The following is a 24,262-nucleotide window of genomic DNA, read 5'->3' on the forward strand; positions in this document are numbered from 1 at the left end:
AATTTTCAGACTATGAAAACAATATTCGATAAACAGAAAAGATCGGTCGTCGGTCTGCTGATCGCCGTAATGGCGTTTACGGCGGCTCTGACCGGTTGTCAGAAGGACTTCGAACTGGAACTGCCGCTGGCGGTCTCGGCGCGGGAGTTGTCGCTGACCAAGGATGCCGGATCGACCCACGTACTGGTTTATTCGACCGGTGACTGGAAGGCCCGCTTTACGCGCAATGTGAAATGGGCGTCGCTCAACAAACTCGAAGGGTACGGCAATCACGAAATCGTGTTCACGTATTCGGCCAACTACGGCCTGTCGAGAAAGGTTGGCGTCATCTTCGAGAAAGGTTCCCTGGTCGATACCGTAATGTTCATGCAGGCCGGATCGGTGACCGATCCGTCGATTGCATTCTCGAAACCTGCCGTCACGTTGCTGAAGGCGCAATCCCAGATCCTGGCTCCGATCAACACCAACCTGCGTTACAGCATCGACGATATGGAGGCTACCGTTACCTATTATGACGAGAACGGCCTGCCCAACGACCCTGTTCCGGTCATAACGCGCGCCGGGGAGGACGATGGCGAAGAGGGCGGCGACGAGCCGCAGGCTCAGCCCGTCGCACCCTGGATTTCCAATGTTTCGATTACGCAGAAAGGCGTTCGGTTCGAAGTTGCGGATAATGAAACGAGCTTTGTCCGGTGGGCCGACCTGACCGTCCTCATCGAAAGCGCCGAGGGCGACGTTATCAAATCGGTGCTGACCGTTACGCAGGGTAACGCCACCCCCGCATTCAAACTGGACAGCGATGCGGGGACCTACGAAGGTTACGCCCAGCAGTGCATCGTTCCGGCCATGACCAACAACCTCGTACCCTACTCCGACCAGGTCGATTATTATGTAGTGTACGACGTGCCCGTCGAGGAGGGAGCCGAGTGGATTCTGAAGCCCGCGATCACCGACGACGGACTGACGTTCTCGCTGGCGAAGAACGAGGGTTCGGCGCCGCGCACCGCCACGATCAAACTCAGCTTTACCGACGCCTCGGGGGCATCCGCTTCGGCCTTGTGCAAGGTTACCCAGAAACCCTATCCCACGGTTGCCGACTTCGCAAGCGTGCGTGCCCTGACTCCGGGCGAGATCACGCTCGCGCAGTATATCGAAGGGTTCGTCGTCAGCGATCCGGCCAGCAAGAACATCGTTTCGAGTCCCCAGACCCAACAGTTCTTCTTCGACCGCGGCGAGAACGACCGGACGGTCTACATCGAGAGCCTCGACGGGCAGTATGGTTTCTGCCTGAAGTTTGCGACCGCCGAAGACAACACGCTGGCGCGCTTCTCGAAGGTGCGGCTTGCAATCGCCGGAGCTACCCTCGAAAAGAAGGCCGATCCCGAATGCTATACCATCTCGGGGCTTACCGCAGCCAACATCCTGGAAACCTCGACTCCCGACGAATTCAAGATTCCCGTTAAGACCAAGAGCATCGCCGAACTTACCGACGCCGATATCTATACGCTGGTTTCCGTGACTGGCCTGGAGATCATGTGCAAGGACGGCGCCTACACCAACTGTACCGACGGCTATTCGTTCAAGGACGCACTGAACGCGATCGGTACGGCCACAGCCCCGCGCTGGGATGTCGCTCCGCTGATGTGCTACGACAAGGGCGGCAACTCCATCTTCATGCTGACCAATGCGGCCGTATCGTGGCGCCGCCACAGTTCGGGCCGCGATCTGGAGTTTAACTCGATCGTTGCACAGGGTTCGGGTACGTTCCGGGGCATCGTTGTCGCCGACGATATCGCCCCCATCCGTTTCGGCGACCTCGGCCGCTACCAGTTGCGCGCCATGACCAAAGAGGAGATCGCGCTGAACGACGAACCGTTTATGAAAACCGTCGTAGAGTGGAACTGGAACGACCGTAAGGTCGACCTTATTCCGGAGATCGGCGCGGGCGAGATCAACAAATACGGCGCTACGCAGGCCGGTGCTTCGGACTTCAACAACGTCGTCTGCTCGGGTACGGGCGGTGCGACGACCGAGCAGAAGGGACTGGTGGCGAACGGCGGAATCTTGTTCTCCCAGCAGTGGTGGGACTTCAAGGCCGACGAAGGCAAGTATTTCGACATTTCGTTCTCGACGCAGGGCATCAGCGGTTCGAGCCTGATCTTCGGTATCACCTGGGGCCACGGTTCGATGAGCAATACGACGATCTTCGGTCCTGCCCACTGGAACCTGCTTTACTCCGTAGACGGCGGCGCGACGTTCCGGGCCGTTCCCAACTGTCCGATGCTCAAAAAACGCTCGATAACGTGGTGGTCCACCACCTCCCAGGATGCGACGCCGGGCTTCACCGAGCATCTGCGCAAACTGCCCGCCGACTGCTTCGGCAAGGAGAAGGTGGTACTGCGCCTGCAAGTGGCCGACAAGGTTACCGACATCGATCCGAAAGCTACGGCTTCGAACTACCTGACGGCCCTGGGCATCGAAAAGGGCACGCTCACCGAGTCGGTTGCGGCGGGCAACAGCCAGACCCGTATCGGTACGATTACGGTACGCTATAACTAAATGTCTTCGAGCCGTGCGGCAGATTGCCTGCCGCACGGGCGAAGACCAGACAAACAACGCATAAAATTCAGACCATATGAACTATCGTAAATCGATAATTAAGTTTTTAGGCATTGCGGCCATATCCGGGGCCATGGTGGCTTGCGCCAATGCCGATGCCGAGGACATCGACCTCGTCAAACTGGGTGCGCTGGAAAAGGAGTTTGTTGTCGAAGCCGATGCGAGTACGTTCGATATCGACATCTATGCAAACGGCTCTTACCATATCGAGCGTATCAACCAGGCCGACTGGCTCAGCCTGACCTGCGGGGAAACGGAAGGCGGCAAAGCCAAGATTACGGCCGAATGCGAATTCAACGAGGATTTCAAGCGCAAGGCGGGGTTCGTGCTCTGTTCCGACGTGGATTCCCGTCGCGATACGCTCTACGTCAAACAGAAAGCGCTCGTCGACGCGCGGATCGAGTTCGACAACTCGTCGGTTACCGTTGCCGGGGCCGGAGGCGAGAACAAGTCGATCATCACCACCAACGTGCCTTTCTCGGCAATCACGGTCAATATCGAATATTCCGATCCCGAGAACGCCGGTTGGATCGAAGGGATCGAAATCGTGGATTCCGACAGCGAGAAACGCGATCTGATTATCAGCACCGAGGCCAATACCGCGGATGAGATTCCGCGCTCGGCAGCCGTATCGCTCTCTTTTACCGACGGCTGGGGAGAGACCGTTTCCGTCGAGTTCAACCTGTTGCAGCGTACCGCCCGGGAGACGCTCGGACGCGAAATCACGTTCGACGAATTCCGCCAGACGTATGCCGCCAACAAGAAGATCGAAGATTACGTCATTCTCGAGGGTATCGTGGTCAGCAACACCGCGAACCGCAATGCGGGCGAAAACTCGCAGCTCACGACTTCGACGATCGACTATACCGTGTCGGAAAGAACGGTCTATCTCGAATCGTTTGACGGCAAGTACGGTATTGCCATGCAGACCAAGTCGACCGAGGACAATGTGTATGACCAGTACGATCATGTGCAGATTCTCATTCAGGGCGCATCCGGCTACCTGGTCGAGAATCCCGACCGCTACGAACTGCGCAACGTCACCAAGGCGATGGTCATCTCGCGGGTCGCAGGCTCGGCCTCGGACGTTCCCGTGAAGGAGAAGTACATGAGCCAGCTTACCGACGACGACATCTATACCTACGTTACGCTGAAAGAGGTCGAATTCCCCGTGCGCAAAGGCGCGATCACGCCGATCAACGAGGGTTATGCGATCGGTACGAACGCACACCGTATCAGCAAATACCCGCTGCTCGTGCGCGACATCAACGGCGACGACATGTATATGCTGACCAACACCAACTGCGCTTATCGCAGCGACGGTACGCGCCTGCCTTACGGTTCGGGCAAGATTTCGGGTGTGATCGTCCACGAACGTTTCCCGCGTTTCGACTGGCGCGACGGAGCCGACCCGGCCGAAATGGACGATGATCCGACACTCGGGTTTATCGGCCGTTATCAGATCCGCCACCAGACCAAGGGAGACGTTTGGAACAACATGCAGAACAGTGTCGAGGATAGCTTCTCGGCCCTGCTGACGGAGTACCGTTACTGGAATCCCGATGTCAGCAATGCGGTTCAGAAGCCTACCTACGGCACGAACGGCTACCTGACGCACACCTATCAGCAGAAGTATTCGGGTTCGGAAAGCAAGGAGTACGTGCAGGCGGCCTACAATCAGCACATGTGGGGCGGCGGCACGTATGAATACCTGGGGCCTATCGGTAACAACGTCAACTATCTCTTCGGAGCCAACTACGGCAACAAGAACGGCATCGGCATCGTGATCGACCCCTCGAAGGAGAGTTGGAACCCGCTGATGAACGACCTCGTAAGCCGCAATCCCGATGGAACGATAGAGTGGTGCGGTCCGTATGCAGCCGATAAGAACGTCGGGTGCGGCACGGGCGGCTGGACGAGCAACGAGGCGATTGCCACCAACTCGCCCCAGATCAATTACAGCGGCAGCACGGGCCTGCGCGGCAAGGGTAACGTCGGCGGAAGCTGCTACACCTCTTTCGCCAACCACTTCTGGTGGGACGACGACACCGACCGCCCCTATGCATGGCTGATCAACTTCTCGACCGCAGGAATCTCGACTTCGCACATTTCGATGCAGATTTCCGTCATGAATACGCAGCAGACCTTCTATTCGCCCCGGTTCTGGTGTGCCGAGTGGGCGCTCACCGATTCGCAGGACCCGAAGGACGATTCGCAGTGGAACCTGATCGGAAATTACACCATTCCCGACGTTTCCGTCTGGTCGAATACGCTCTATTCGTCGTGCGTGGCCTACAAGGGTATCGACTTCGAACTGCCCCAGGAGATTCTCGGACACGAGAACGTTTACATCCGCCTGCGTCCGACGAGCGACCTTTGCAGCGACGGCAGCGATTACGCCAATGCGCGCCTGAACCAGAGCGCCAGCGGCGCGGCCCTGGCTTCCGAGCATTCGAGCAACCTCGAATATTTCGCGATCCGTTATAACAAATAGTAAATCCGTCGAATAACCGGGGGCTGGCAAGTGAAGAAAAAGTCCGGAACTTGCCGGCCCCTGTTCTTAAATGTCCTTCGAAACCATGAAACTGAATATTACGATGCTCCTGGCGGCGCTGTTGAGCTTTATAACCGGGTACGCCGGCGTCGGCATCATTCCCCGTCCGCTCACGGTCGCCGAAGGGAAAGGTTCGTTCCCGATCACATCGCGTACGGTTATCGCAGCTCCCGAACCGCTGCGGACATCTGCGGAGATTTTCGCCGAAGACCTCGCACGGGCACTCGGCGTAAATACGGCCGTCGTAACGGATGGAAATGCGGGCAGGGCGATACGGCTCGCCGTAGATACTTCGCTCGAAAAGGAAGAGTATCTGCTCGCCGTAACGCGCAAAGGCGTAACGATCCGCGGCGGTACGCCGCAAGGCGTGTTTTACGGATTGCAGAGCCTGCTGCAACTGGTGGTGGCAAATGCGGGGGACATTCCTGCCGTGGTCGTACAGGACAAGCCCTGTATGGCTTATCGGGGAGCCATGCTCGACGCCTGCCGCCATTTCTTCCCGGTCGAAGCGGTCAAACGCTACATCGACCTGCTGGCGCTGCACAAAATCAATCGCTTCCATTGGCATCTTACCGATGACCAGGGCTGGCGCATCGAGATCAAACGTTATCCCCGGCTGACGGAGATCGGCTCCTGGCGCAGGGAAACCCTCGTCGGGCTTATGCCCAAAAAGGGCGAGGAGATGCAGTTCGACGGCCGGCCCTACGGAGGTTACTACACCCAGGACCAGATCCGCGAGGTGGTGGCGTATGCTGCGGCCCGCTATATCGAGGTAATCCCCGAGATCGAAATGCCCGGTCACGGACTGGGTGCGTTGACGGCCTATCCCTGGTTGGGATGTACGGGCGGCCCCTACGAAGTATGGACCCGATGGGGAATCAGCGAGGACGTATACTGCGCGGGAAAGGATACGACCTACGAATTCATCGAACATGTACTCGAAGAGGTGATCGGGTTGTTTCCTTCGCGCCTGATCCACATCGGGGGCGATGAATGTCCGAAACACCGCTGGAAAGAGTGTCCGGCCTGCCGGGGACGCATTGCCGAAGAGAACCTCGAAGACGAAAAAGCCCTCCAGAGCTATTTTGTCCGCCGGATTGAAAAGTGGCTGCAGGCGCACGGCCGCGAGATAATCGGCTGGGACGAGATACTCGAAGGCGGAATCTCCCCGACCGCGACGATCATGGTCTGGCGCGACCAGCAGCACGGTATCGAGGCTGTGCGGAAGGGCAACAAGGTCATAATGACCCCGAAATGGAATTGTTATCTCGATTACAGCCAGACATCCGATCCGAAAAGATGGGAACCGCTCTGCAATCTCCGGTATCTGCCCTTGCGACAGGTTTACCGCCTCGATCCCTACGACAGGCTGCTCCCGAAAGAGCGGGAGAATGTCCTCGGTGTGCAGGCGAATGTCTGGACCGAATACATGCCGGACATGCAATGCGTGGAACGGATGGTTCTGCCCAGGCTGGCTGCACTGGCCGAAACGGCCTGGGCCTGCGACCGCAAGGACTACAATGACTTCGTAAGGCGGTTGCGGGACTTTGTCCGTGTATACGATCTGCGATCCTACCGGTATTCCGATTTCGTATTCCGGGGGATAGAATAGCTGGTTTGGAAACCGGGGTGTTTATTCCGGAAAACTGATGATTATGAGTAGATTAGTTGCATTTATGACCCTGTTCGCGATGCTGTGCGGCGGTACGGCGGCGGGGCAGGACGACGGGGCTTCGAAAAAGGCCGCCAAAGCCGGCCTGAAGCTGATGTCGTTCAACATCCGCTACTACAAGCCCGGAGCCGACGGGGACAACTGCTGGGAAAACCGGCGGGAGGGTGTGCTGAAGATGCTTCGGGCCGAGAGTCCCGATATCGTCGGGTTTCAGGAGCCGCACCGTCCCCAGGTCGATTTCCTGAAAGTAAACATGAGCGATTATGCGACACTCGACATGGGAGTCGATTCCGACGCCAATATCGTGAAATCGCCCGATGGAGGGGCCCATCTGATGATCATGTACCGCAAGGCGCGGTTCATCCTGCTCGACAGCGGGTTTTTCTGGTTGAGCGACACGCCCGGGAAACCCTCGCGCGGCTGGGACGCCGTGTGCCGCCGCGTCACGGTGTGGGGGAAATTCCGCGACCGCAGGTCGGGGAAGGAGTTTTACTACTTCGACACCCACTTCGACCACAAGGGGACGAATGCCCGCATGCACGAGGCCCGGATGATGGCTGCGAAAATGAAAGAGATCGCCGGGGAGAAGGCCGCCGTTATTATGTCCGGCGACCTGAATACCACTTTCGGCAACGAGGCCCTCGCTCCGTTGCGCGAATGGATGTCGGGAGCGCGTGAAACGGCTCCCGTGACCGATTCGCTGCCGACGTTCAACGGCTGGGGAGCACACGACCTGCGGATAGACCATATCTTTTATCGTCGGGTGAAGGTTGCGGGTTATGAAAGTCTTGTGAACGACGCCGTGCGTTACGGCGTACCTTATTTGTCGGACCATAATCCGATTGTCGCCTGGTTCAAACTCTAAAAATTACGAAGATGAGAAAACTGTTTATATTGTTTGCCGTGTCGTTCGCCCTGACGCTGTTCGATACGGGTTGCGGAAAATCGGACGCAGGTAACGGCCAGGAGGAGCCTTCCGGGCCGGCTCCTGCTCCCGGCGGCGAAATCGACTGGTCGAAAGTCGATCCGGCGGCTACCGTGCGCGGCGTCGTCACGTCCGGCGGCGTGGGTGTGCAGGGCGTCGTCGTAACCGACGGCGTGAATATGACGCGCACCAACAAACAGGGTGCATACGGTCTGCGTACGTCGGCCGGAAAGTCGAATCTGGTTTACCTGACCGTGCCGTCGGGCTATGAGGTCGAGTCTTCGCGGGGCTTCATCCCCCGTTTTTATCGCAGGCTGACTTCTCCCGTAAGTGTCGAAGCGGTCCAGCAGCACGATTTTACGCTTAAAAAGGTGGACAACGACCGCCATATCATGATCGTGTCGGCCGATATGCACATCCGTAATCGTGCGATGATAAAGTCGACATCGGCAACGACGCCGTCGATTTGTCCGCCGAAAGGCGAACTCGATTCGGTAACGTTCCGGCGGACATACCTCAAAACCCTGCGCGAGTACGTGCGCGGCCTGCCTTCGGGCGTGTCGGTTTACGGGATGAACCTGGGCGATATGACGCAGGAATCGCACTGGACGAATGCCAACAAGGCGACGCTGGCCAATTTTGTCAACGTATGCGAACGCGGGGGCATGCCGATCCAGACTTTCCATGTGATCGGCAACCACGATCACGACATGGCGGTGCAGAACATCGTCGGTGAAGACGATTCGGAGGCCGAACTCGCGTATAATGCAGCCTTCGGCCCGACGTATTACGCCGTCAATATCGGCAAGGTGCACTATGTCGTGTTCGATAATACGCAATTCATAAACAACGGCGGCGACAGGTCCTATACCGTCCATCTCAGCCAGCGCCAGCTCGACTGGGCGCAGAAGGACGCCGACTATATGACTGCCGGCGTCGAACGCATCGTGATCGCCTGGCATTGCCCGGCGTTCCGCCGCAATCCCAAGGCTTCGACGCCGTCGCCGATGGACAATGCGAACGCACTGCTCGACATATACAAGGACAAAAAACTGCCCGTGACGATCTGGTCGGGGCACAACCATATCGCCGAAACGGTGACTGTGCCGCGCAGCGATATGACCGTGACCGAATACACCCATCCCGCCGTTTGCGGCGCATGGTGGTATTTCCCGCTTTGCCACGACGGAACGCCTGCGACGTTTACCCGTTACGATTTTAGCGGCGGGGCGATAACGAACCGGCGGAGTGTGAATTTCAGCGACGAAAACGAACAGTATTACAGGGTATATAATTCGGGACAGACGAATGTCGACGGGAAACCGGTGATACGCATTAACGTCTGGGACTGGCATTCGACGTGGAAGATAGAGTGCCGCGAGAACGGGGCGGCAGTGCCTGCTTCGCAGCTCAAGGCCGTGAATGCCTACGACGGTTATTATGTCGCCGTCCATGATGCCTGCGGCAACGACATCGCATCGTTCGATTTCCTGAATAAGTACAGTACCGACCATATGCTCGAATATACGCCCGTTACGCCGTCGGCGAATATTCAACTTACCGCAACCGACGAGTACGGCAACCGACTCTTTGTCATCGATACGAAAGTCGTAAACTGATCCGCCGTATGCGCCCCGCCGGAATGCGGGTAAATCGGGAACGCCTGGAATTAATGCTAATTCCAGGCGTTCGGTATCTTTTCGCTTGCTTGGGGAAAAGGGGCGGTTACTCCGTCAGTGTCAGTTTTATCTTTTTGTCCTTGACGAGGATGAAGTAATCGCCTGCTTCGAGGAAGCGTTTTCCGTCGCCGTCCGTAAAGCTCAGGTCCCGTTCGGGGTCGATCTCAAAGCGGAACGTGTGCGTTTCGCCCTTTCGGATAAGCTGTTTTTCGAAGTGTTTCAACTCCCTGACGGGCCGTGAAATACGGCATACGGGGTCTGCGATGAACCAGTGGACCGTCTCGGCGCCGTCCATCTCTCCGGTGTTGGTCACCGAAACCGCGACGGTCAGCTTTTCCCCGCGGCGGAGTGTCGTCGCCGAGGGCTGAAGGTCACCGTATTCGAATGTCGTGTAGCTGAGGCCGTGTGTGAAGTCGTAGAGCGGTGTGCTGGGGATGTCTTGGTATTTGCCCTGGTGTGTGCGGCCGCTCTGGCGGTGGTTGTAGTAGATCGGGATCTGGCCGGTCGAGTAGGGGAATGTCATGGCCAGTTTGCCCGAGGGGTTGATGCGTCCCGACAGAATCCCGGCAAGCGGGTTTCCGCCCCGCAGGCCGGGCTGCCACATCTGGACGATGGCGCTGCACAGCGGTTCGAGCCGGCGCAGTTCGAGCGGGCGTCCGCTCGACAGCACCAGGACCACCGGTTTGCCGCTTTTCGCGAGTTCGGCGGCCAGTTGTTCCTGGACGGCGGGCAGTGCGATCGTGGACCGCGAGGCGTTCTCGCCGCTCCAGGTCTTTTTCTCCCCGAGGCAGAGCACCACTACGTCGGCTTTTTCGGCGGCGGCGATAGCCTCGGTGAATCCGGAGCGGTCTTCGCCGTCGAATTCACAGCCCTGCGCATAAAACAGTTCGGCTTTATCGCCGTATTCGTTTTCCAGTCCGGCGAAGATGCTCACCACATCCTCTGCATCGCCCTGTGCGGACCAGGAGCCCAGCAGGTTGAACCGGCTTTTGGCCATGGGACCGACGACGGCAATCCGGCGGACTGCCCTGAGCGGGAGTGCGTGCTGCTCGTTCTTGAGCAGCACCATCGATTCTTCGGCGAGTTGCTCGGCGATTTCGAGGCTGGCGGGCAGCAGGAAGCGTTCGGCTTCGGTCGATGCGGGCGTATAGGGCTTTTCGAACAGTCCCAGCCGGAATTTCAGCCGGAGGACACGCCGGACGGCGTCGTCGAGCCGTTGCTGCGGGACTTTGCCCTCACGCACCAGGGCGGCCAGGTGGGCGTCGTAGCAGCGGTTCATCATGTCCATATCGAGACCCGCGTTGAAGGCCTTTTCGGCGGCCTCCTTCTTGTCGGCGGCGATCCCCTGCGAGCGGAGCTGCTCGATGGCGCCCCAGTCCGAGACGACGAATCCGTCGTGTTCCCAGCGCTCTTTGAGCACCTCGGTCAGGATGTACGGATTGGCCGATCCGGGTGTTCCGCTGATGTCGTTGAAACAACTCATGACGGTCGCGGCCCCGGCCTTGATGCCTGCTTCGTAGGGCGGCATATAGGTGTCCCAGAGCGTTTGGCGCGAGATTTCGGTATAGACGTAGTCGCGTCCTGCTTCCGAAGCGCCGTAACCGACGAAATGCTTGAGGCAGGCGGCAACGCGGCGGTTGTCCGCAAGGTCGTCGCCCTGGTAGCCCTCTACCGTCGCTGCGCCGAACACGGCGTTGGTGTAGGGGTCTTCGCCGTAACCTTCGGCTACGCGCCCCCAGCGCGGATCGCGTGCAACGTCGATCATGGGCGAAAAGGTCCAGTCGACGCCCGCCATCCGGGCTTCCCCGGCAGCCACTTCGGCCGCCTTTTTCACCAGTTCGGGATTCCACGAGCAGGCCTGGGCCAGCGAGATGGGATAGGTGGTGCGGAATCCGTGTATGACATCGTAGCCGAACAGCACGGGGATTCCGAGTCTCGACTGCTCCACGGCTTTTTTCTGCACCCGGTTGCGCAGTTCGGGCGACGTGCCGAAGTAGATGAGCGAGCCGATTTCGGCGGGAATGTCGTTCACCGGATCGGCCATATTGTTGGCGTTGTCGTTGCGTCCGAGCGTGTACTGCGTGAGCTGCATGACCTTCTCTTCGGGGGTCATGCGCGACAGCAGGTCGTCGATGCGCTCCTCGACGGGGCGCGAGGCGTCCCGGTAAACGGGCGTCCGGGACTTTTCCCGGGCCTGTACACCGTATGCGGAGGCCAGCAAAAGGCTGAAAATAAGGATTTTTTTCATCGGTTGTGGTTGTTATTTAAACACGGGCTTGTCGGAAAGGCGCATTCCCGAGCCGGGGTTGTTGTTCTTGATGTCGAAGACGACGATGCGGTTTCCTTTTTCCGTGAGGATTCCGGCCGGAATCAGGATCGACTGCTGTTTTTCCTCGTCCCAGAACGACCCGAGGTAACGGCCGTTGATCCAGACCTCGCCCATGCCCCATCCCGATACGTCGAGATAGGCGTCGCTCTGCGACGCGCTGTCGAAATAGCCGCGGCGGAAACAGGGGATGCCGCATGTTCCGATAGGCTCGAATCCGAGCGTTTCCGGATCGGCGTCGCGTACCTCCAGCGGAGTGATCTTCCAGTCGGCGATCTCTTCGCCGCCGATACGGGCGCTGCCGAACAGCCCCTTCGAGTTGTCGAGGATTTCGGGCCCGTAGGTGATGCGTCCAATGTTCTCGACGTAAAGCCGCAGGGTCCGGGTTCCGGGCTCCGCTTTCAGTTCCAGCGTTTTCCGTCCGTCCGTCACGGTTCCCTGGAACGTATCGTCGAGGTAAACCGCGGCATAATCCCGTACGTTTTCCAGTTCCAACAGGCTCTCCTTTCCGGGAAGGTCGACGGCGGCTTCGTAGAGGACATATCCGAATTCGACCCCCACATCGTTCATCGGGAGCAGTTCTTCGGACTCGCTGACCTCCCCGTAAACCTGCGTCAAGGAGGCGCATTCGGTCATTTTCAACTCCTGCGCCCCTCCCCGGAGGATGCCGAGGAAGAGAACGCAGAACAGGAGGGTTTTCTTATTCATAACCGTGTGTTTTTAGCGCATGAAAGAAGCGATGAACGACTCGTCCAGAGCGACCTGCGGGTCGAAACGCCCGCTGTGGACGTAGTTGTCGATACTTTCGAGCAGTTGCCGGGTTGCGGGGCGCTGGTCCATCTTCTTCTGGGTGTCGACCGTCAGGACGAGCAGCTTTCCGCCGCCGACCCGGGCTTCGAAGCCGATGCCGAGCTTTTGGTTGTTGTCGAAACTGTCGATGACCTGGATGAACGGCCTCAGTTCGCGCGGGGTCTGCTGCATCTCGATCACCTTGGCGTTCTCCAGGATATCCCACCACTGCCAGTCGGTGTGGTAGGAGGTCGGGAAGTCGGCGAATACCGGCTCCTCCGAGTGGATCAGGCAGCCGATGGTCATCGGCGCCCAGGCGAACATGATCGGGTTCCAGAAATGGTTGTGGAAGGTCGATTTGCGCCCTTTGACCTTGTTCAGTGCCGGGGTCAGGATGACCGTCTTTCCCTGCTTGAGGTGCTGTCGGGCCTGCTCGCCGAACTCCTTCGTGTAGAGTACCTCGCCATCCGACTGCATCAGCGACGGATTGCGCGGGTAAACCCAGATGTCCCAACTGTTGCTTGTCTTTTCGCCGACGTTCAGGTGAACAGTGAGTTTTTGCGGCCCCTGGACTTTGTCGAGCGGGATCGAGAACTCCCCGGCGGGGAAAACGCCGTCGATGCCGATGGTCTGCGATTTGAGGCTGCCTTTGGCGAGCGTTTTACCGCTGCTGTCGGTCAGCGACCAGCGGATTTTCGCATTTTTGAGCGCGGCTGCACCGAAGTTGTAGACCTCGGCTTTTGCGGTGAACGTTTCGTCGTCGAACCAGGCGCTTTTCGGGTAGCGGAGCAGGGCTACGGTCGGGGCGCAGAAGGCCCGCCACTCGTCGGGCGTCACCAGTCCCTTGGAGTCCCAGAAGGGGTCGAGCACACCCACCGGGGCATAACCCTGTCCCGGGAAATCGTTGAGCGAAAGCAACTGGAACCCGGCCGATTTGGAGGACCGGAGCAATGCCTCGATCACGGCTTTGTACTCCACGACGGTCAGCGCACCCGATGCCCGGAAGAAATCGTGGGCCTGGTCGAGCATGCCGTTCTCGTCGAGCATTTCGCGCCAGAGTTCGAAATTCCGCGCCCGGACGGGGCCTGTGAATTTCTCGATCTCGCGGAAGTCGGGGTAGATGCACCGCTGTCCCGATTCGTGGGAGATGACGGGCACGTCCACGTCCGATTCGCTGCTGCGGTCCCAGTCGGTTGAAGGCAGTCCTTCGTAGACCTTCACGGGACCTTTGTTGGTCTGCTGCGAGACGTAGTACTGGTCCGACGGAACGCGCGTGCGCGCCGTCGAGCCGCTGAACAGATGGCGGTTGTCGAGTTTGCGGCCGTCGGCGGTCAGCTCTTCGATGAAGTCGAAGTTGCCTGTGATTTCGTTGCCGTTGCAGTAGAGGACGAACGAGGGGTGGTTGCCGTACTCCTTGAGGATGGCCCGCATTTCACGCCGGAAAAAGTCGTAGCGCGCTTCGTCCGGTTCGGCGTCCTTGCCCCACATGGGCATTTCGACTTCGAGGTAGATGCCGTGCCGGTCGGCCATGCGGAAGGCCGCTGCCGGGGGACACCACGAATGGAAACGCATGTGGTTCATGCCGTAGTCCTTCAGGATGAGCATGATACGCTCCCACTCGGCGTCGTCGAGCGGGGCGTGTCCCGTTTTGGGGAACACGGCGTTCTCGACGGTTCCGCGCAGGTGGAGCGGCCGTCCGTTGAGCAGGACGTGGTTGCGGCCCTGCGTCACTTCGCGCAGGCCGAATGTCGCCGATTTTTTGTGCTCGTAAGCGTCTTTGCCGGTATGGGTGAGCAGGGTGCACTCCACGGTGTAGAGATTGGGGTTGAATTCGTCCCAGCGTTTGGCGTCTTTTCCCAACGGAATGGTTTCGGTGAGGCGGACTTCCGCTGCGTCGCCGCTGACGGGCATTTCCTTGGTTATGCTGAGTCCGTTGCCCGAGACGGTGAGCAGGGCCTTGCCTTCGAAGGGCTTCTTCGTGCGGTTGTCGACGGTCATGCGGACTTCGACGCTGTTTGCCGCGATATCGGGATACAACTGCATGTCGTCGACGTAAACCGGGTCTACGGCCACGAGTTTCATCTCGCCGAGGATGCCGTTCCAGTTGATCTGCGTGAATTCGGTGTGGGCATGGTTCCATTTGTGGGTGTTGTACTGGAACCGGTTGTCGATGCACACCGTGATGCGGTGCGTCTTGCCCGGGGTGACGAATCCCGTGAGGTCGTGGTTGTGCGGGACGCTGATATAATCGAGGCGGCTCACCTCCTTGGTGTCGACCCACACCGAACTGAGCCAGTGGGTGCGCTCGAAATAGAGGAAGATGCACTTGCCTTTCCACTCGGCCGGAAACTCGATGTCGCGCTGATACCAGGCCGGTCCCATGTACTCGTAGACGCGTGTGAGGCGGTCGACGTGGCGGTAAGGCGATTTGTAGCCGATCTGGTAGTCATCGGTGATGCCGGGGAGCGTGATCGTCTCCTGCAGTTGGTGGTTGTACCTGGGCGAGAGCGATCCCCGGCGGAAGTCCATCACGTCGGTCTGGAACCTCCATTCTCCCGAGAGGTCCACTTCGCGGGTCTGGGCCGCAGCCGGGGCAAACGATGCAAGGAACACGGCCGCGAGGAGCAGTTTTATAAACCGGTTTTTCATGTATAGATGTTGTTTTTAGATTATCGTTTCAGGTGTTTGTCTGCAAATTTCACGAATTGCCGCCAGTCGTAGGGCGTGATGTCGTGGCCGCCCGAACGGACATGGTAGCCGATGTATCCCGACTGTTCGGGAGCATCGTTTTCGGGCAGCTCCGTGTCGGGCAGTCCTTCGAGCCCGAAGAGTTCGTAGACGGGCGTAGCATGGACTCCTGCGAGAAATTCGCCCCGGATGTCGGACCACTTGTCTTCGGCTGCGCTGGCGATGTAGACCGGGCGCGGGGCTATCAGTGCGACCAGTTCGTGCTGGTCGACGGGCAGCGCGTCTTCGTTACCGGCATATTGCTTGTAATTTTCGCAGAACCAGTGGGGGAACAGAAGGTTTATCCGGGCGACCGTCTCGGCGTAGCGTCTTCTGGCCAGTGCGGCGCCCCCGCACCCCGATTCGTTGGAGACGACCATCGCGAAGCGCGGATCGGAGGCTCCGGCCCACAATGCGGCTTTCCCGAGGCGCGAATGCCCGATGACCGCCACGCGCTCGCAGTCCACGTCTTCGTCGGTTTCGAGGTAGTCCATCGCACGGCTCAGGCCCCAGGCCCAGGCCGCGATCGTGCCCCATTCGTCAGGCTCCGGACGCGTTTGCCCGTCGCGGTAGAACAGCGGGTGAACGCCGTTTTGGAACCCGTCGTCGTAGTCGGGGTCGATGTCGCCGCGGTAGACCGTAGCCAGTCCGTAACCGTTGGCGATCAGCATTTCGACCGGCCAACGCGATGCCGCTGCGGCCCGCGGGAATCCGTCGGACGGCCCTTTCCCGGGTGCTGTCCGGGGAATGGACGGCGCGACGAGCGGATCGTCGCAGATCGTGTGGTTGCCCTTGAAATTGAGTCCCAGGAAGATTGGAACGACATCCGTGCGCTTGTTGGGAATGTAGAGCAGGATCGTCATGAAATGCGTTTCGTCGTCGGTGAAATAAACCGCGATTTCCCGGCGTGTGGCCATGTTGCCCAGCGTGTAGCGGTCTTCGCCCAGGACCTTGAAATGCAGGCCTTCGGGGCGTCCGGGGGCTTTGCCGTAGACCTGCGTCTCGAAGAGCGCGAGCAGTTCGGGGCGGCGTTTCGAGGTCCACGTCGCGGCGTCGGCCACCTTCGTGCCGTCGGAGCAGGTCAGCGGATCGGGCAGGACGTAGTCCGGGACCAGCGATTCGTCGTAATTCATCGCAGGTTCCTGTGCCCGGGCGCAGAACAGTCCCAGGCAGCAGAACACGGGCAGCGCGTATCTCTTCACGACGCTCATGATTGCAGTTTTTGTTTGATCCGGGTAAGCGCTTCGAGGTAATAGTAGTCGGCGTAGGTGAGCGGCGCATCCACTTCTGAAGAGAACGGATAGGCTCCGGTGCTGTGCAGGAGGATGAAATCCCCGTTTTCGCCCGGCTGTGCCGTGTATTCCGGCGAAGCCAGCGTGCGGACCTGCTTTTCGGCGAAGGCCATGTATTTTTCCCCTTCCGCAGGCTCCACGAAGCCGCTCAGTTCGACCAGCGCCGAAGCCATGATCGCGGCCGCCGAGGCGTCGCGCGGGGTAGAGGGAATGTCCGGCGAATCGAAATCCCAATAGGGAATCCCGTCGGCGGGCATGTTCTTGTGGCCGATGAGGAATCCGGCGATATTGCGGGCGTGTTGCAGGTAGCGTGCATCGCCCGTGAGGCGGTACATGCAGGTGTAGCCGTAGAGCCCCCACGCCTGTCCGCGGCTCCAGGCCGAATCGTCGGAGAAGCCCTGGTGGGTTTGTTTGAGGTGGGGCTGTCCCGAGACGGTGTCGTAGGAGACTACGTGCCACGAACTGAAGTCGGGACGGAAATGATGCTCCAGCGTCTTGTCCGCGTGAGAGACTGCCATTTCGCGGAAGGATTTGTCGCCCGAACGTTCGGCGGCCCACATCAGCAATTCGAGGTTCATCATGTTGTCGATGATAACCGGATACTGCCACTTGTCCCGGTTGTGGTCCCACGAACGGATCAGACCCACCTGGGGTTTGAAGCGCGTCGCCAGCGACCGGGCTCCGGTGAGCAGCACTTCTTCGTAGGCTTTGTCGCCCGTGAGGCGCAGTCCGTTGCCGAAACTGCAGTAGAGCATGAATCCCACGTCGTGGTTGTCGGTCGTGTATTTCTCCCGCTCGACACGCGAAGTGTACATACGGGCATATTCCAGCACCCTGGGGTTGCGGGTGTTCTCATAGACATACCACAGCGTTCCCGGGAAGAAGCCGCTGCACCACCAGCGTGAATCCGACGAAACGTCCTCGCCGTTCTCCCACGTGCGCGGGAGGCGGCCTTCGCGGCCGGCGTATTTTTCGGCCATCAGCAGCGTTTGCTGTTCGGCGCGGGCCAGCGCTTCGTCCACGACGGCTTCCAGCGGCTTCTGTCCGTCTCCGGCGCAGCTTGCGAGCAGGAGCGCCAGGGCCATGTATATCGATCGTATTTTCATTGTCGTTTTAGTGTTTGTCGTAGTACTCTTTCATCAGATACCACGCTTTCTTGCGGTATCCCTGGTCCGAAACCAGTCCTTTGCGGTTCCAGCCGTCCTGGTTGGTGGGGTGGAAGCGGAACGGCGAACGGAAATCGAACAGAATCCACGGCGACACGCCCCGCAGGTTGGGGATGTTTTCGAACATGCGGAGGTTGTCGGCGTAGAGCGCCGCCTGGTACTCCTCGCTCCACGAACTGGCCACGTCGGCGGGCCCGTGCTGGCCGTAGAGCGCCTCGCCGCCGAATTCGGAGATGATCAGTGGTTTGCCCCGCGCCACGTCCCACACCGCCTTGTCGGGCGTGAGGGGCCACGGGTGATACCAGCCCATGTATTTGTTGATGGCCACGACATCCAATTCTTCGATGAACGGATCGTTCATGACGAACAACTGCCGTTCGCGGTCGAAACGCACCAGGTCGAAGGCCGCTACGATGAGGCGGGTGTCGTCGATGCTCCGGCAGCACGAAATCAGGTAGCGCAGGAAAGCGTTGCGCGCCTCGGAAGGCTGTGTCTCGTTGGCTACGCCCCAGAACGTCAGGGCACAGCGGTTCTTGTCGCGCATGACCATCTCTTTGATCATGCGTCCGGCTTTCTCCCGGGTCCGGTCGTTTCCGAAGTCGATGCCCTGCCAGATGGGAATCTCCTCCCAGAGCAGGAATCCCATTTTTTCGGCCAGGCGGACGATGTATTCGTTCTGGGGGTAATGCGCCAGGCGGATCATGTTGCAGCCGAGTGCTTTGGCTTCGGTAAGCAGCATCACGGCGTCTGCCTCGGAGTGCGCCCGGCCCATGCGCTGGGGGATCTCCTCGTGGAAACTGATCGACTTGAGGAACAGGGGCGCGCCGTTGAGAACGATCTCTTCACCCTCGACGCGGATGTTGCGGAAGCCGATCGACTCCTCCACCCGGTCACGGTCCGTGGAGACGATCACCCGGTAAAGTTTCGGGGCGGCGGGAGACCAGCGGTCCAGTTTTTTTACGTTGAACGACATTGTGGCCGTTCCCCGCTCGTCGGTAACGGCGGTTTTGCGGACCTTCAGTTCCGGAATTTCGATCTCGACGGCGGTTCCCGGGGTTGCTCCCGACAACCGGATATCGGCGTCGATCCGGTCGGCAGAATCCTTGCCGAGGCGGATGAAGTAGTCTTCGATGAAAGCGTCCGGGACGCTGACGAGCGATACGTCGCGCGTGATGCCGCCGTAGTTCCACCAGTCGAAGGCCATTGCCGGGATGGCGTCGGGTGTACGGGTGTTGTTCACCTCCACGGCCAGGAAGTTGCCTGAAGGCTTCACCTTGCCGGTCACTTCGATCTGGAACGGCGTGAAACCGCCTTCGTGGCTTCCGATCTCCTCCCCGTTGAGGTAAACCCGGCAGCGGTAGCTGACAGCTCCGAAATGGAGGAATTGCCGTTGTCCTTCCTGCTTCGGGGCGTCGAACCGCCGGGCGTACCAGACCGTACCTTCGTAGTATTTCAGTTCGGGCGTCTGGCTGTTCCAGTCCGAGGGAACGTCGAGCCGCAGCCCGTTTTCGAACGAATATTCGTAGAAATCGGTTTTCCCCTCCGGCTTGCGGTTGAGGTAAATCTTATTTTTGCGCCCCTGGTCGTAAAGGTCGACGATGGCGTCCCATTTCCCGTTGAGCGACTGCGTTTCGCGTCCGTAAACGTTGGCGATCAGCTCCTGCGCTCCGAGGTCGGCGGCCGTGAGAAGCGACAGCGCGAGCGGCATTATCAATTTTGTCAGCGTTTTCATTTTCATGGTGTTTCGTAGTTTTTGGATTCTGCAAACAGGGGCCGTGTCAGTTCCCCGGCTTGCCGATTATTTCATAGCGGTACAGGGCGTAATCGTTGGGCGAAGGCAGTTCCACCTCCAGTGTTCCGCGGCGTCCGGTCGTTTTCACGGCGGCTTTGCCGCTGCCCAATACCGGCGTTAGGCGGACTTTGGTTTTTTCGGGCAGCCACGTCTCGACGAAAGCCTTCCGGACGGGGGTCTGTTCGCGGAAGAAGAGCAGGTAGCCCCGCTCGCCGCCGACCGACTGGAAGCCGGTCCAGGAGCGGCCCGAAGGCTCGTCGCCGACGGGCAGGACCACCCCGCTGTGGAAATCGTGCTGCACCTGTTTGTAGCGTTCGATCTGACTGCCGACGCCCAGCGCTTCGTCGGGCAGTCCGCTCGCCTCCATCCAGGCCAGCGGTTGTCCGGCCATCGTGGTTGCGAAGAGGTATTCGAAGTTGTAGTTGGCCGGGGCGAACGGGTCGCCGGCATATTTTTCCGTGTTGCGCCACTTGTTCAGGAACTCGATCTGGAGTTTCTCCGCCGGGACGTATTTGGAGAGCATCCACAGGTTGCGCAGCGTCCAGTAGGGGTAGTAATTCTGCCAGTCGGTATAGCGGTTTTCGAGGAAAATGTTGCCGTACTCGTTGAACATGTGGTAACCTCCGCGCCGGCCGGCCGTTGCGTCGAGGTTGAAAACCACTTTGTCGCCCGTCTTTTCCAGCACGCGGTCGAACAGCCGCCGCAGGTTGGTTTCGGCCTGTTTGCCGGGTATGGCGAGGCCGTCGATCTTGAACGTGCGGATACCGTACTCGTCGTAGAGGTCTACCAGCGCCTGCGCGTCTTTCTCCCAGTCGGCGTAATCGTGCTGCACGCTCGGGTTGAACCAGAGACAGATCTCCACACCCAGTTCCCGGCCCAGTTCCACGATCGGACGCAGTCCGCGGGGATACTTCACCGGATCGGGCGTCCAGTAGTCGGGGTTGTCCCAGATGTTTTTGAACGACCCCTTGGCCAGGGCCGAGTTGGGGCTTTTGCCCACCTGCCAGCCGTCGTCGATCTGGAAATGTGTGATGCCCAGGCGTGCGGCTTTCCGGACTTCGGCTAGGCAGAACTGTTCATTCACCTTCGTGTCCTGGCTGCGGTCGCCCCAGGTGTTCATCATCACCATTTCGTCGCGGCCGGGCAGTAGTTTCCGTACGTTTTTCTGATAGCTCCGCAGGGCTGTCAACCGGTTGAGTTCGCTTCCCGACCAGACTCCGAGGACACATCCGTAGGCTTTCAGCCATTGGTCTTTGCAGAGTTCCTTTTCCGTCATGCCGAGTCCCGTTACCGTGAAATGGCCGAATTCGGTCGTGAAATCGTATCCGCTGTATGCGGGCTGCACGTTCGAACAGGGGGCCTCTTTGAGGAAGAAGAACCCGTTGCCGTTCTCTGCGTTGTGGGCGAAGAGCAGGTTGCCCCGGTAGTTGTTTTTCCGGTAGGGAATGATGTCGGTTTCGAAAACCAGGTTGTTGTTCCAGTCGGTGACATCCTGGAATTCGACGATCCGCGTCCGCCAGTGGAACCCTCCGGGGTTGAATTGGTCGAGGACGGTCGCGGCCAACTGCGCGTGCATGTCTTCGGTCGATTCGATGTTCTTCCGGTCGGCGGAATTTGTAGCCTTGCCGCCGGGAAGCCGTTCGATACTGCCTTTGAGGTAGGTGTCGCAGGCGATTGCCGGGGTATCTGCGTAGACGCGGTAAACCCGCCTCACGGAGAGGTCCCCCAGCGAGAACTCCACGGTGGTTTTCAAATAGGCGGGATGTATTTCGGTTTCGGCGACCTGTACCGACGAATAGGTCCCGGAGACGCCTCGGGCATCGTTCGAGACCTTGAAATCGGGCGTCAGGGAACGGCTCGTCCACACCTGTCCCGACGAAAAATCGGTCAGGCTGCAAGTCATGAGGTTGCCCCCGTTCCAGACGAACCTGCGTTCGATCCGGGTGTTGCCGATCGTCAGGGTGTCGTTCTGCAAACGGCTGTAACATCCGTCCTGCGAAAAGGCGGATGCGCTGCACAGCAGCAGGAAGGACAGTATCGGGAATATTCGTTTCATCGTTGGAATCTATTTTGCCGGCAGGATCTTTTTCATGGCGTCGGCGAAAATCGCAGCCATCCGCTGCTGGATGTATTTGTCTTCGCCCCGCTGGGGATGCCATCCGTAGGTTACCCCTTCGATGGTCTGCGTGTCCTGGGCGTAGAGGAGGCTCTGCTGGGCGCCGGTAGCCGGATTGGGCGTCTGCATCGAAAAGCCGATGTTCGCATCGAACTCCACGAGCGGCAGTCCCCATCGGGCTGCGAGCCTCCGTATGGCGGCGTTGTAGGTTACCCGCGCGTCGTGCCAGTCGGTGCAGAGGACGATGACCGCCGGTTTGCCGGATTTCGTGCCGTAGTATTTCGATTTCGGGTTGTCCTTGAGCGCATAGCATTCGCTGAAATAGCGTTTGATCACGTAGTCGAACGCCGCGGCGTAGTTGCTCCGGTCGAAGGGGATCGTGTAGTCGGTGTATTGCGCTTTCAGTCCGCCCGTGCCGGACACGTCGCGGTTGTGGACCTGCATGATGACGAAAGCGTCGAGGTCATCCAACTCTTCGGCACTCCAGAGCGTGCCTTCGGCCATGCGGTTGGCGGTGTTGGCGATCGATTCGCCGCCGATGGCCCGGTTGATCGCACGGGCGCCCAACTGCCGGCAGCCGATCTCGAACCAGCCGTTCTGCGGCGATGCGAAAGAGGCTCCGGAGAGGAGGATGTTATATTTCAGGCTGTCCTGTGCCGTGGTGTGTCCGCACAGCAGGAACAGTGTAAACAGCAGGGTCAATACTTTTTTCATGCGTGTGTTTTCAATCGTTGCGCAGGGCGCGTGGCGCCTTCAGCCGGTCGCCCTGGTTGAACTTCTGGTTGTTGGGAAGGTCCTCTTTTTTGCCGACGCCTTCGCGCATCAGCGTTCGGAGCTCTCCCAGGTGTTTCTGGTAGACCTGGCGCGGTGTAGCGCCGTATTTCCGGCACAGGAAGGCCGCCATGCCGACCACTTCGCCCATCATCCCGGTGGTGCGCATGACGCGTACTGTGCCGAGCGCCACATGTGTCACGCTGATGTTCCGTCCGGCCATGAACAGGTTGTCCACGTTGCGGGAGTAGAGACACCGGTAGGGCACGGCATGGGGATAGATGTGGACGTGTTTTGTCGCAGCTTTGAACTCCCGGCCCGGGAAATGCACGGAATTGACCGAATCGGGGAAATGCAGGTCGATGTCCCACGTCGCGGTGAACGAGGCGTCTTCGTGGAAGACGTTCTTGTCGATGTCGTCCTGTTTGAGGACGTAGTCGCCCAGGAGCCGCCGCGATTCGCGCTTGCCCGCCACGTAGGCTACCCAGCCCAGTTCGCGGTTGCGGTATTTGGCATTGTCTTTCAGACCGTTTTTCAGAAAACTCCAGTTCGAGTAGATCACCAGCAGGCCGTAGTCGCGGATGCGTTCGAAATCGTAGACCTGGTCGAGATTCATGCCCGTCTCCCATTTCCATTCACCCATCGTCACGCGTTCGCAGTTCGATTCGTTGAACTCCACGCCGTAGCTGAACCGCGGGAAATCCGTCCTCCGGCTGGCATCGACCGAATACCATTGGACGGACGAACCCATCGTCATCCGGTCGGCGGTTTCGGGCGCCAGCGCTTCGCCGAATTCATCCCGGCTTTCGCGTCCCATGCGGTAATCGGCTCCGGCCAGGAATCCGACGGTTCCGTCGCCCGTGCAATCGGCGAAGAGGGGCGCTTCGAGCGTGGTCTCCTCCCCGGTTTCGATATGCCGGATGACGACGGACCGGATCCGGCCGCCGTCCTTGTTCACCGCAACGGCTCGGCAGGAGGCGAACAGCGTTACGTTCTCTTCCGCGGCTATAAATGCGCTCTTTTTCGCGTCTTCGTAATTTTCGGCCGGCTGGGCGTTGCCTGCGCGCGAATGGCCGAACTCGCGGATCATACGGCCCAGTCCCTTGTTCGGACCGAGTTCGATGACTCCGCCCAGGTGCACCCGGATTTCGGAACTGTTGTTGCCGCCCAGCACCGGACGGTCGTTGACCAGCGCGACGGTGCAGCCCAGGCGCGAAGCCGCGGCAGCGGCGCACATCCCGGCGATGCCTCCGCCCACGACGACGAAATCGAACGATTCTGCGGCCTGCGGGGTTTCGGGGATGCCGAGCATCCTTTTGCGGAACGCAGCGAGTTCTGCGGCTCCGGAAGGGGGAATATCGCCCTCCTCCGTGGTGAAGTAGACCGCGTCGCAGCGGCCGTCGAAGCCGGAAAGGTCGGTCAACGCAATGTTGACCGGACCTTTCCGGACCGAGACTTTTCCGGCGCACTGCCACATCCATTGCGTGCCCGTGTTGCCGAGCACGGCGGGCAGTTTCCGGTTGCCGACTCTGAGGGAGAACTTTCCGGGACCGTCGCCGTCGTACCACGGGGCGACCCAGTTGAATGTACGTACGTACGCCCGGTAAGTCCCGTCTTCGGGAAACTCGACCGTCGTCGTGGCGTCCTTCACGGGCTTGCCCATGCCGTGCGCGATGAGGTACGGCGATCCCATCAGGTCCATGAACTGTTGGTCAACGGCCCAGCCTCCCTTGTCGCGGAAGCTTTCGGCCTCGACCAGAATCCCGGCCCCGAAAGATGCGCTGACGCTCAGCAGCAGCGATACGGAAAGTAAAACAACCCTCTTCATCGTTTA

General features: G+C 59.4%; 14 protein-coding genes. 5 read left to right on the forward strand and 9 right to left on the reverse strand.

From position 1 onward, the window contains the following. Nucleotides 1–12: 12 nt before the first annotated feature. The 5 genes from KG007_RS04890 to KG007_RS04910 all read left to right on the forward strand — a co-directional run bounded on the left by KG007_RS04890 (nucleotide 13) and on the right by KG007_RS04910 (nucleotide 9,389). Nucleotides 13–2,559 (forward strand): BACON domain-containing protein, encoded by a 2,547-nt coding sequence (locus tag KG007_RS04890; RefSeq protein ID WP_213347560.1) that lies wholly within the window; start codon nucleotides 13–15, stop codon nucleotides 2,557–2,559. 76 nt (nucleotides 2,560–2,635) lie between these two features. Then, nucleotides 2,636–5,113 (forward strand): DUF5689 domain-containing protein, encoded by a 2,478-nt coding sequence (locus KG007_RS04895; protein WP_213347561.1) that lies wholly within the window; start codon nucleotides 2,636–2,638, stop codon nucleotides 5,111–5,113. Nucleotides 5,114–5,198: 85 nt separating this feature from the next. Further along, on the forward strand, nucleotides 5,199–6,785 hold the full coding sequence (locus KG007_RS04900; protein ID WP_213347562.1) for a beta-N-acetylhexosaminidase: 1,587 nt from the start codon (nucleotides 5,199–5,201) through the stop codon (nucleotides 6,783–6,785). Between the two features lie 43 nt (nucleotides 6,786–6,828). Further along, a complete protein-coding gene (locus KG007_RS04905) occupies nucleotides 6,829–7,710 on the forward strand; it encodes an endonuclease/exonuclease/phosphatase family protein (protein WP_249413243.1) in 882 nt (293 codons plus the stop codon). An 11-nt stretch (nucleotides 7,711–7,721) separates the two neighbouring features. After that, nucleotides 7,722–9,389 carry a metallophosphoesterase N-terminal domain-containing protein gene (locus tag KG007_RS04910; RefSeq protein WP_249413244.1) on the forward strand — a complete coding sequence of 556 codons (1,668 nt, stop codon included), beginning with the start codon at nucleotides 7,722–7,724 and terminating at the stop codon, nucleotides 9,387–9,389. A gap of 106 nt (nucleotides 9,390–9,495) precedes the next feature. On the opposite strand, the gene KG007_RS04915 is transcribed toward KG007_RS04910, so the two are convergent. The 9 genes from KG007_RS04915 to KG007_RS04955 are packed head-to-tail and all read right to left on the reverse strand — an operon-like array spanning nucleotide 9,496 to nucleotide 24,256. Then, a complete protein-coding gene (locus tag KG007_RS04915; protein ID WP_213347564.1) occupies nucleotides 9,496–11,697 on the reverse strand; it encodes a glycoside hydrolase family 3 N-terminal domain-containing protein in 2,202 nt (733 codons plus the stop codon). Between the two features lie 12 nt (nucleotides 11,698–11,709). After that, nucleotides 11,710–12,483: a hypothetical protein gene (locus KG007_RS04920; protein WP_213347565.1), complete on the reverse strand. Its 774-nt coding sequence runs from the start codon at nucleotides 12,481–12,483 to the stop codon at nucleotides 11,710–11,712. Between the two features lie 12 nt (nucleotides 12,484–12,495). After that, entirely contained in the window at nucleotides 12,496–15,213 is a 2,718-nt protein-coding gene (locus KG007_RS04925; RefSeq protein ID WP_213347566.1) for a sugar-binding domain-containing protein, read from the reverse strand. Between the two features lie 20 nt (nucleotides 15,214–15,233). Next, nucleotides 15,234–16,502, reverse strand: coding sequence for a glucuronyl esterase domain-containing protein (locus KG007_RS04930; RefSeq protein ID WP_213347567.1), 1,269 nt, complete (start codon nucleotides 16,500–16,502; stop codon nucleotides 15,234–15,236). Then, the gene (locus KG007_RS04935) at nucleotides 16,499–17,689 is read right to left on the reverse strand and encodes a glycoside hydrolase family 88 protein (protein WP_249413245.1); all 1,191 of its coding nucleotides are present in this window, start codon (nucleotides 17,687–17,689) and stop codon (nucleotides 16,499–16,501) included. The genes KG007_RS04930 and KG007_RS04935 overlap by 4 nt, the downstream gene beginning before the upstream one ends. 7 nt (nucleotides 17,690–17,696) lie before the next feature. Then, nucleotides 17,697–19,481 carry a glycoside hydrolase family 2 protein gene (locus tag KG007_RS04940; RefSeq protein WP_213347568.1) on the reverse strand — a complete coding sequence of 595 codons (1,785 nt, stop codon included), beginning with the start codon at nucleotides 19,479–19,481 and terminating at the stop codon, nucleotides 17,697–17,699. Between the two features lie 46 nt (nucleotides 19,482–19,527). Next, on the reverse strand, nucleotides 19,528–21,597 hold the full coding sequence (locus KG007_RS04945; protein WP_213347569.1) for an alpha-amylase family protein: 2,070 nt from the start codon (nucleotides 21,595–21,597) through the stop codon (nucleotides 19,528–19,530). A gap of 9 nt (nucleotides 21,598–21,606) precedes the next feature. Then, on the reverse strand, nucleotides 21,607–22,371 hold the full coding sequence (locus tag KG007_RS04950) for a DUF5040 domain-containing protein (RefSeq protein WP_213347570.1): 765 nt from the start codon (nucleotides 22,369–22,371) through the stop codon (nucleotides 21,607–21,609). 10 nt (nucleotides 22,372–22,381) lie between these two features. Then, entirely contained in the window at nucleotides 22,382–24,256 is a 1,875-nt protein-coding gene (locus tag KG007_RS04955) for an FAD-dependent oxidoreductase (RefSeq protein WP_213347571.1), read from the reverse strand. Nucleotides 24,257–24,262: the final 6 nt, after the last annotated feature.

Origin of the sequence: Alistipes montrealensis (assembly GCF_018362775.1) — a bacterium.
Taxonomy (GTDB): Bacteria; Bacteroidota; Bacteroidia; order Bacteroidales; family Rikenellaceae; genus Alistipes; species Alistipes montrealensis.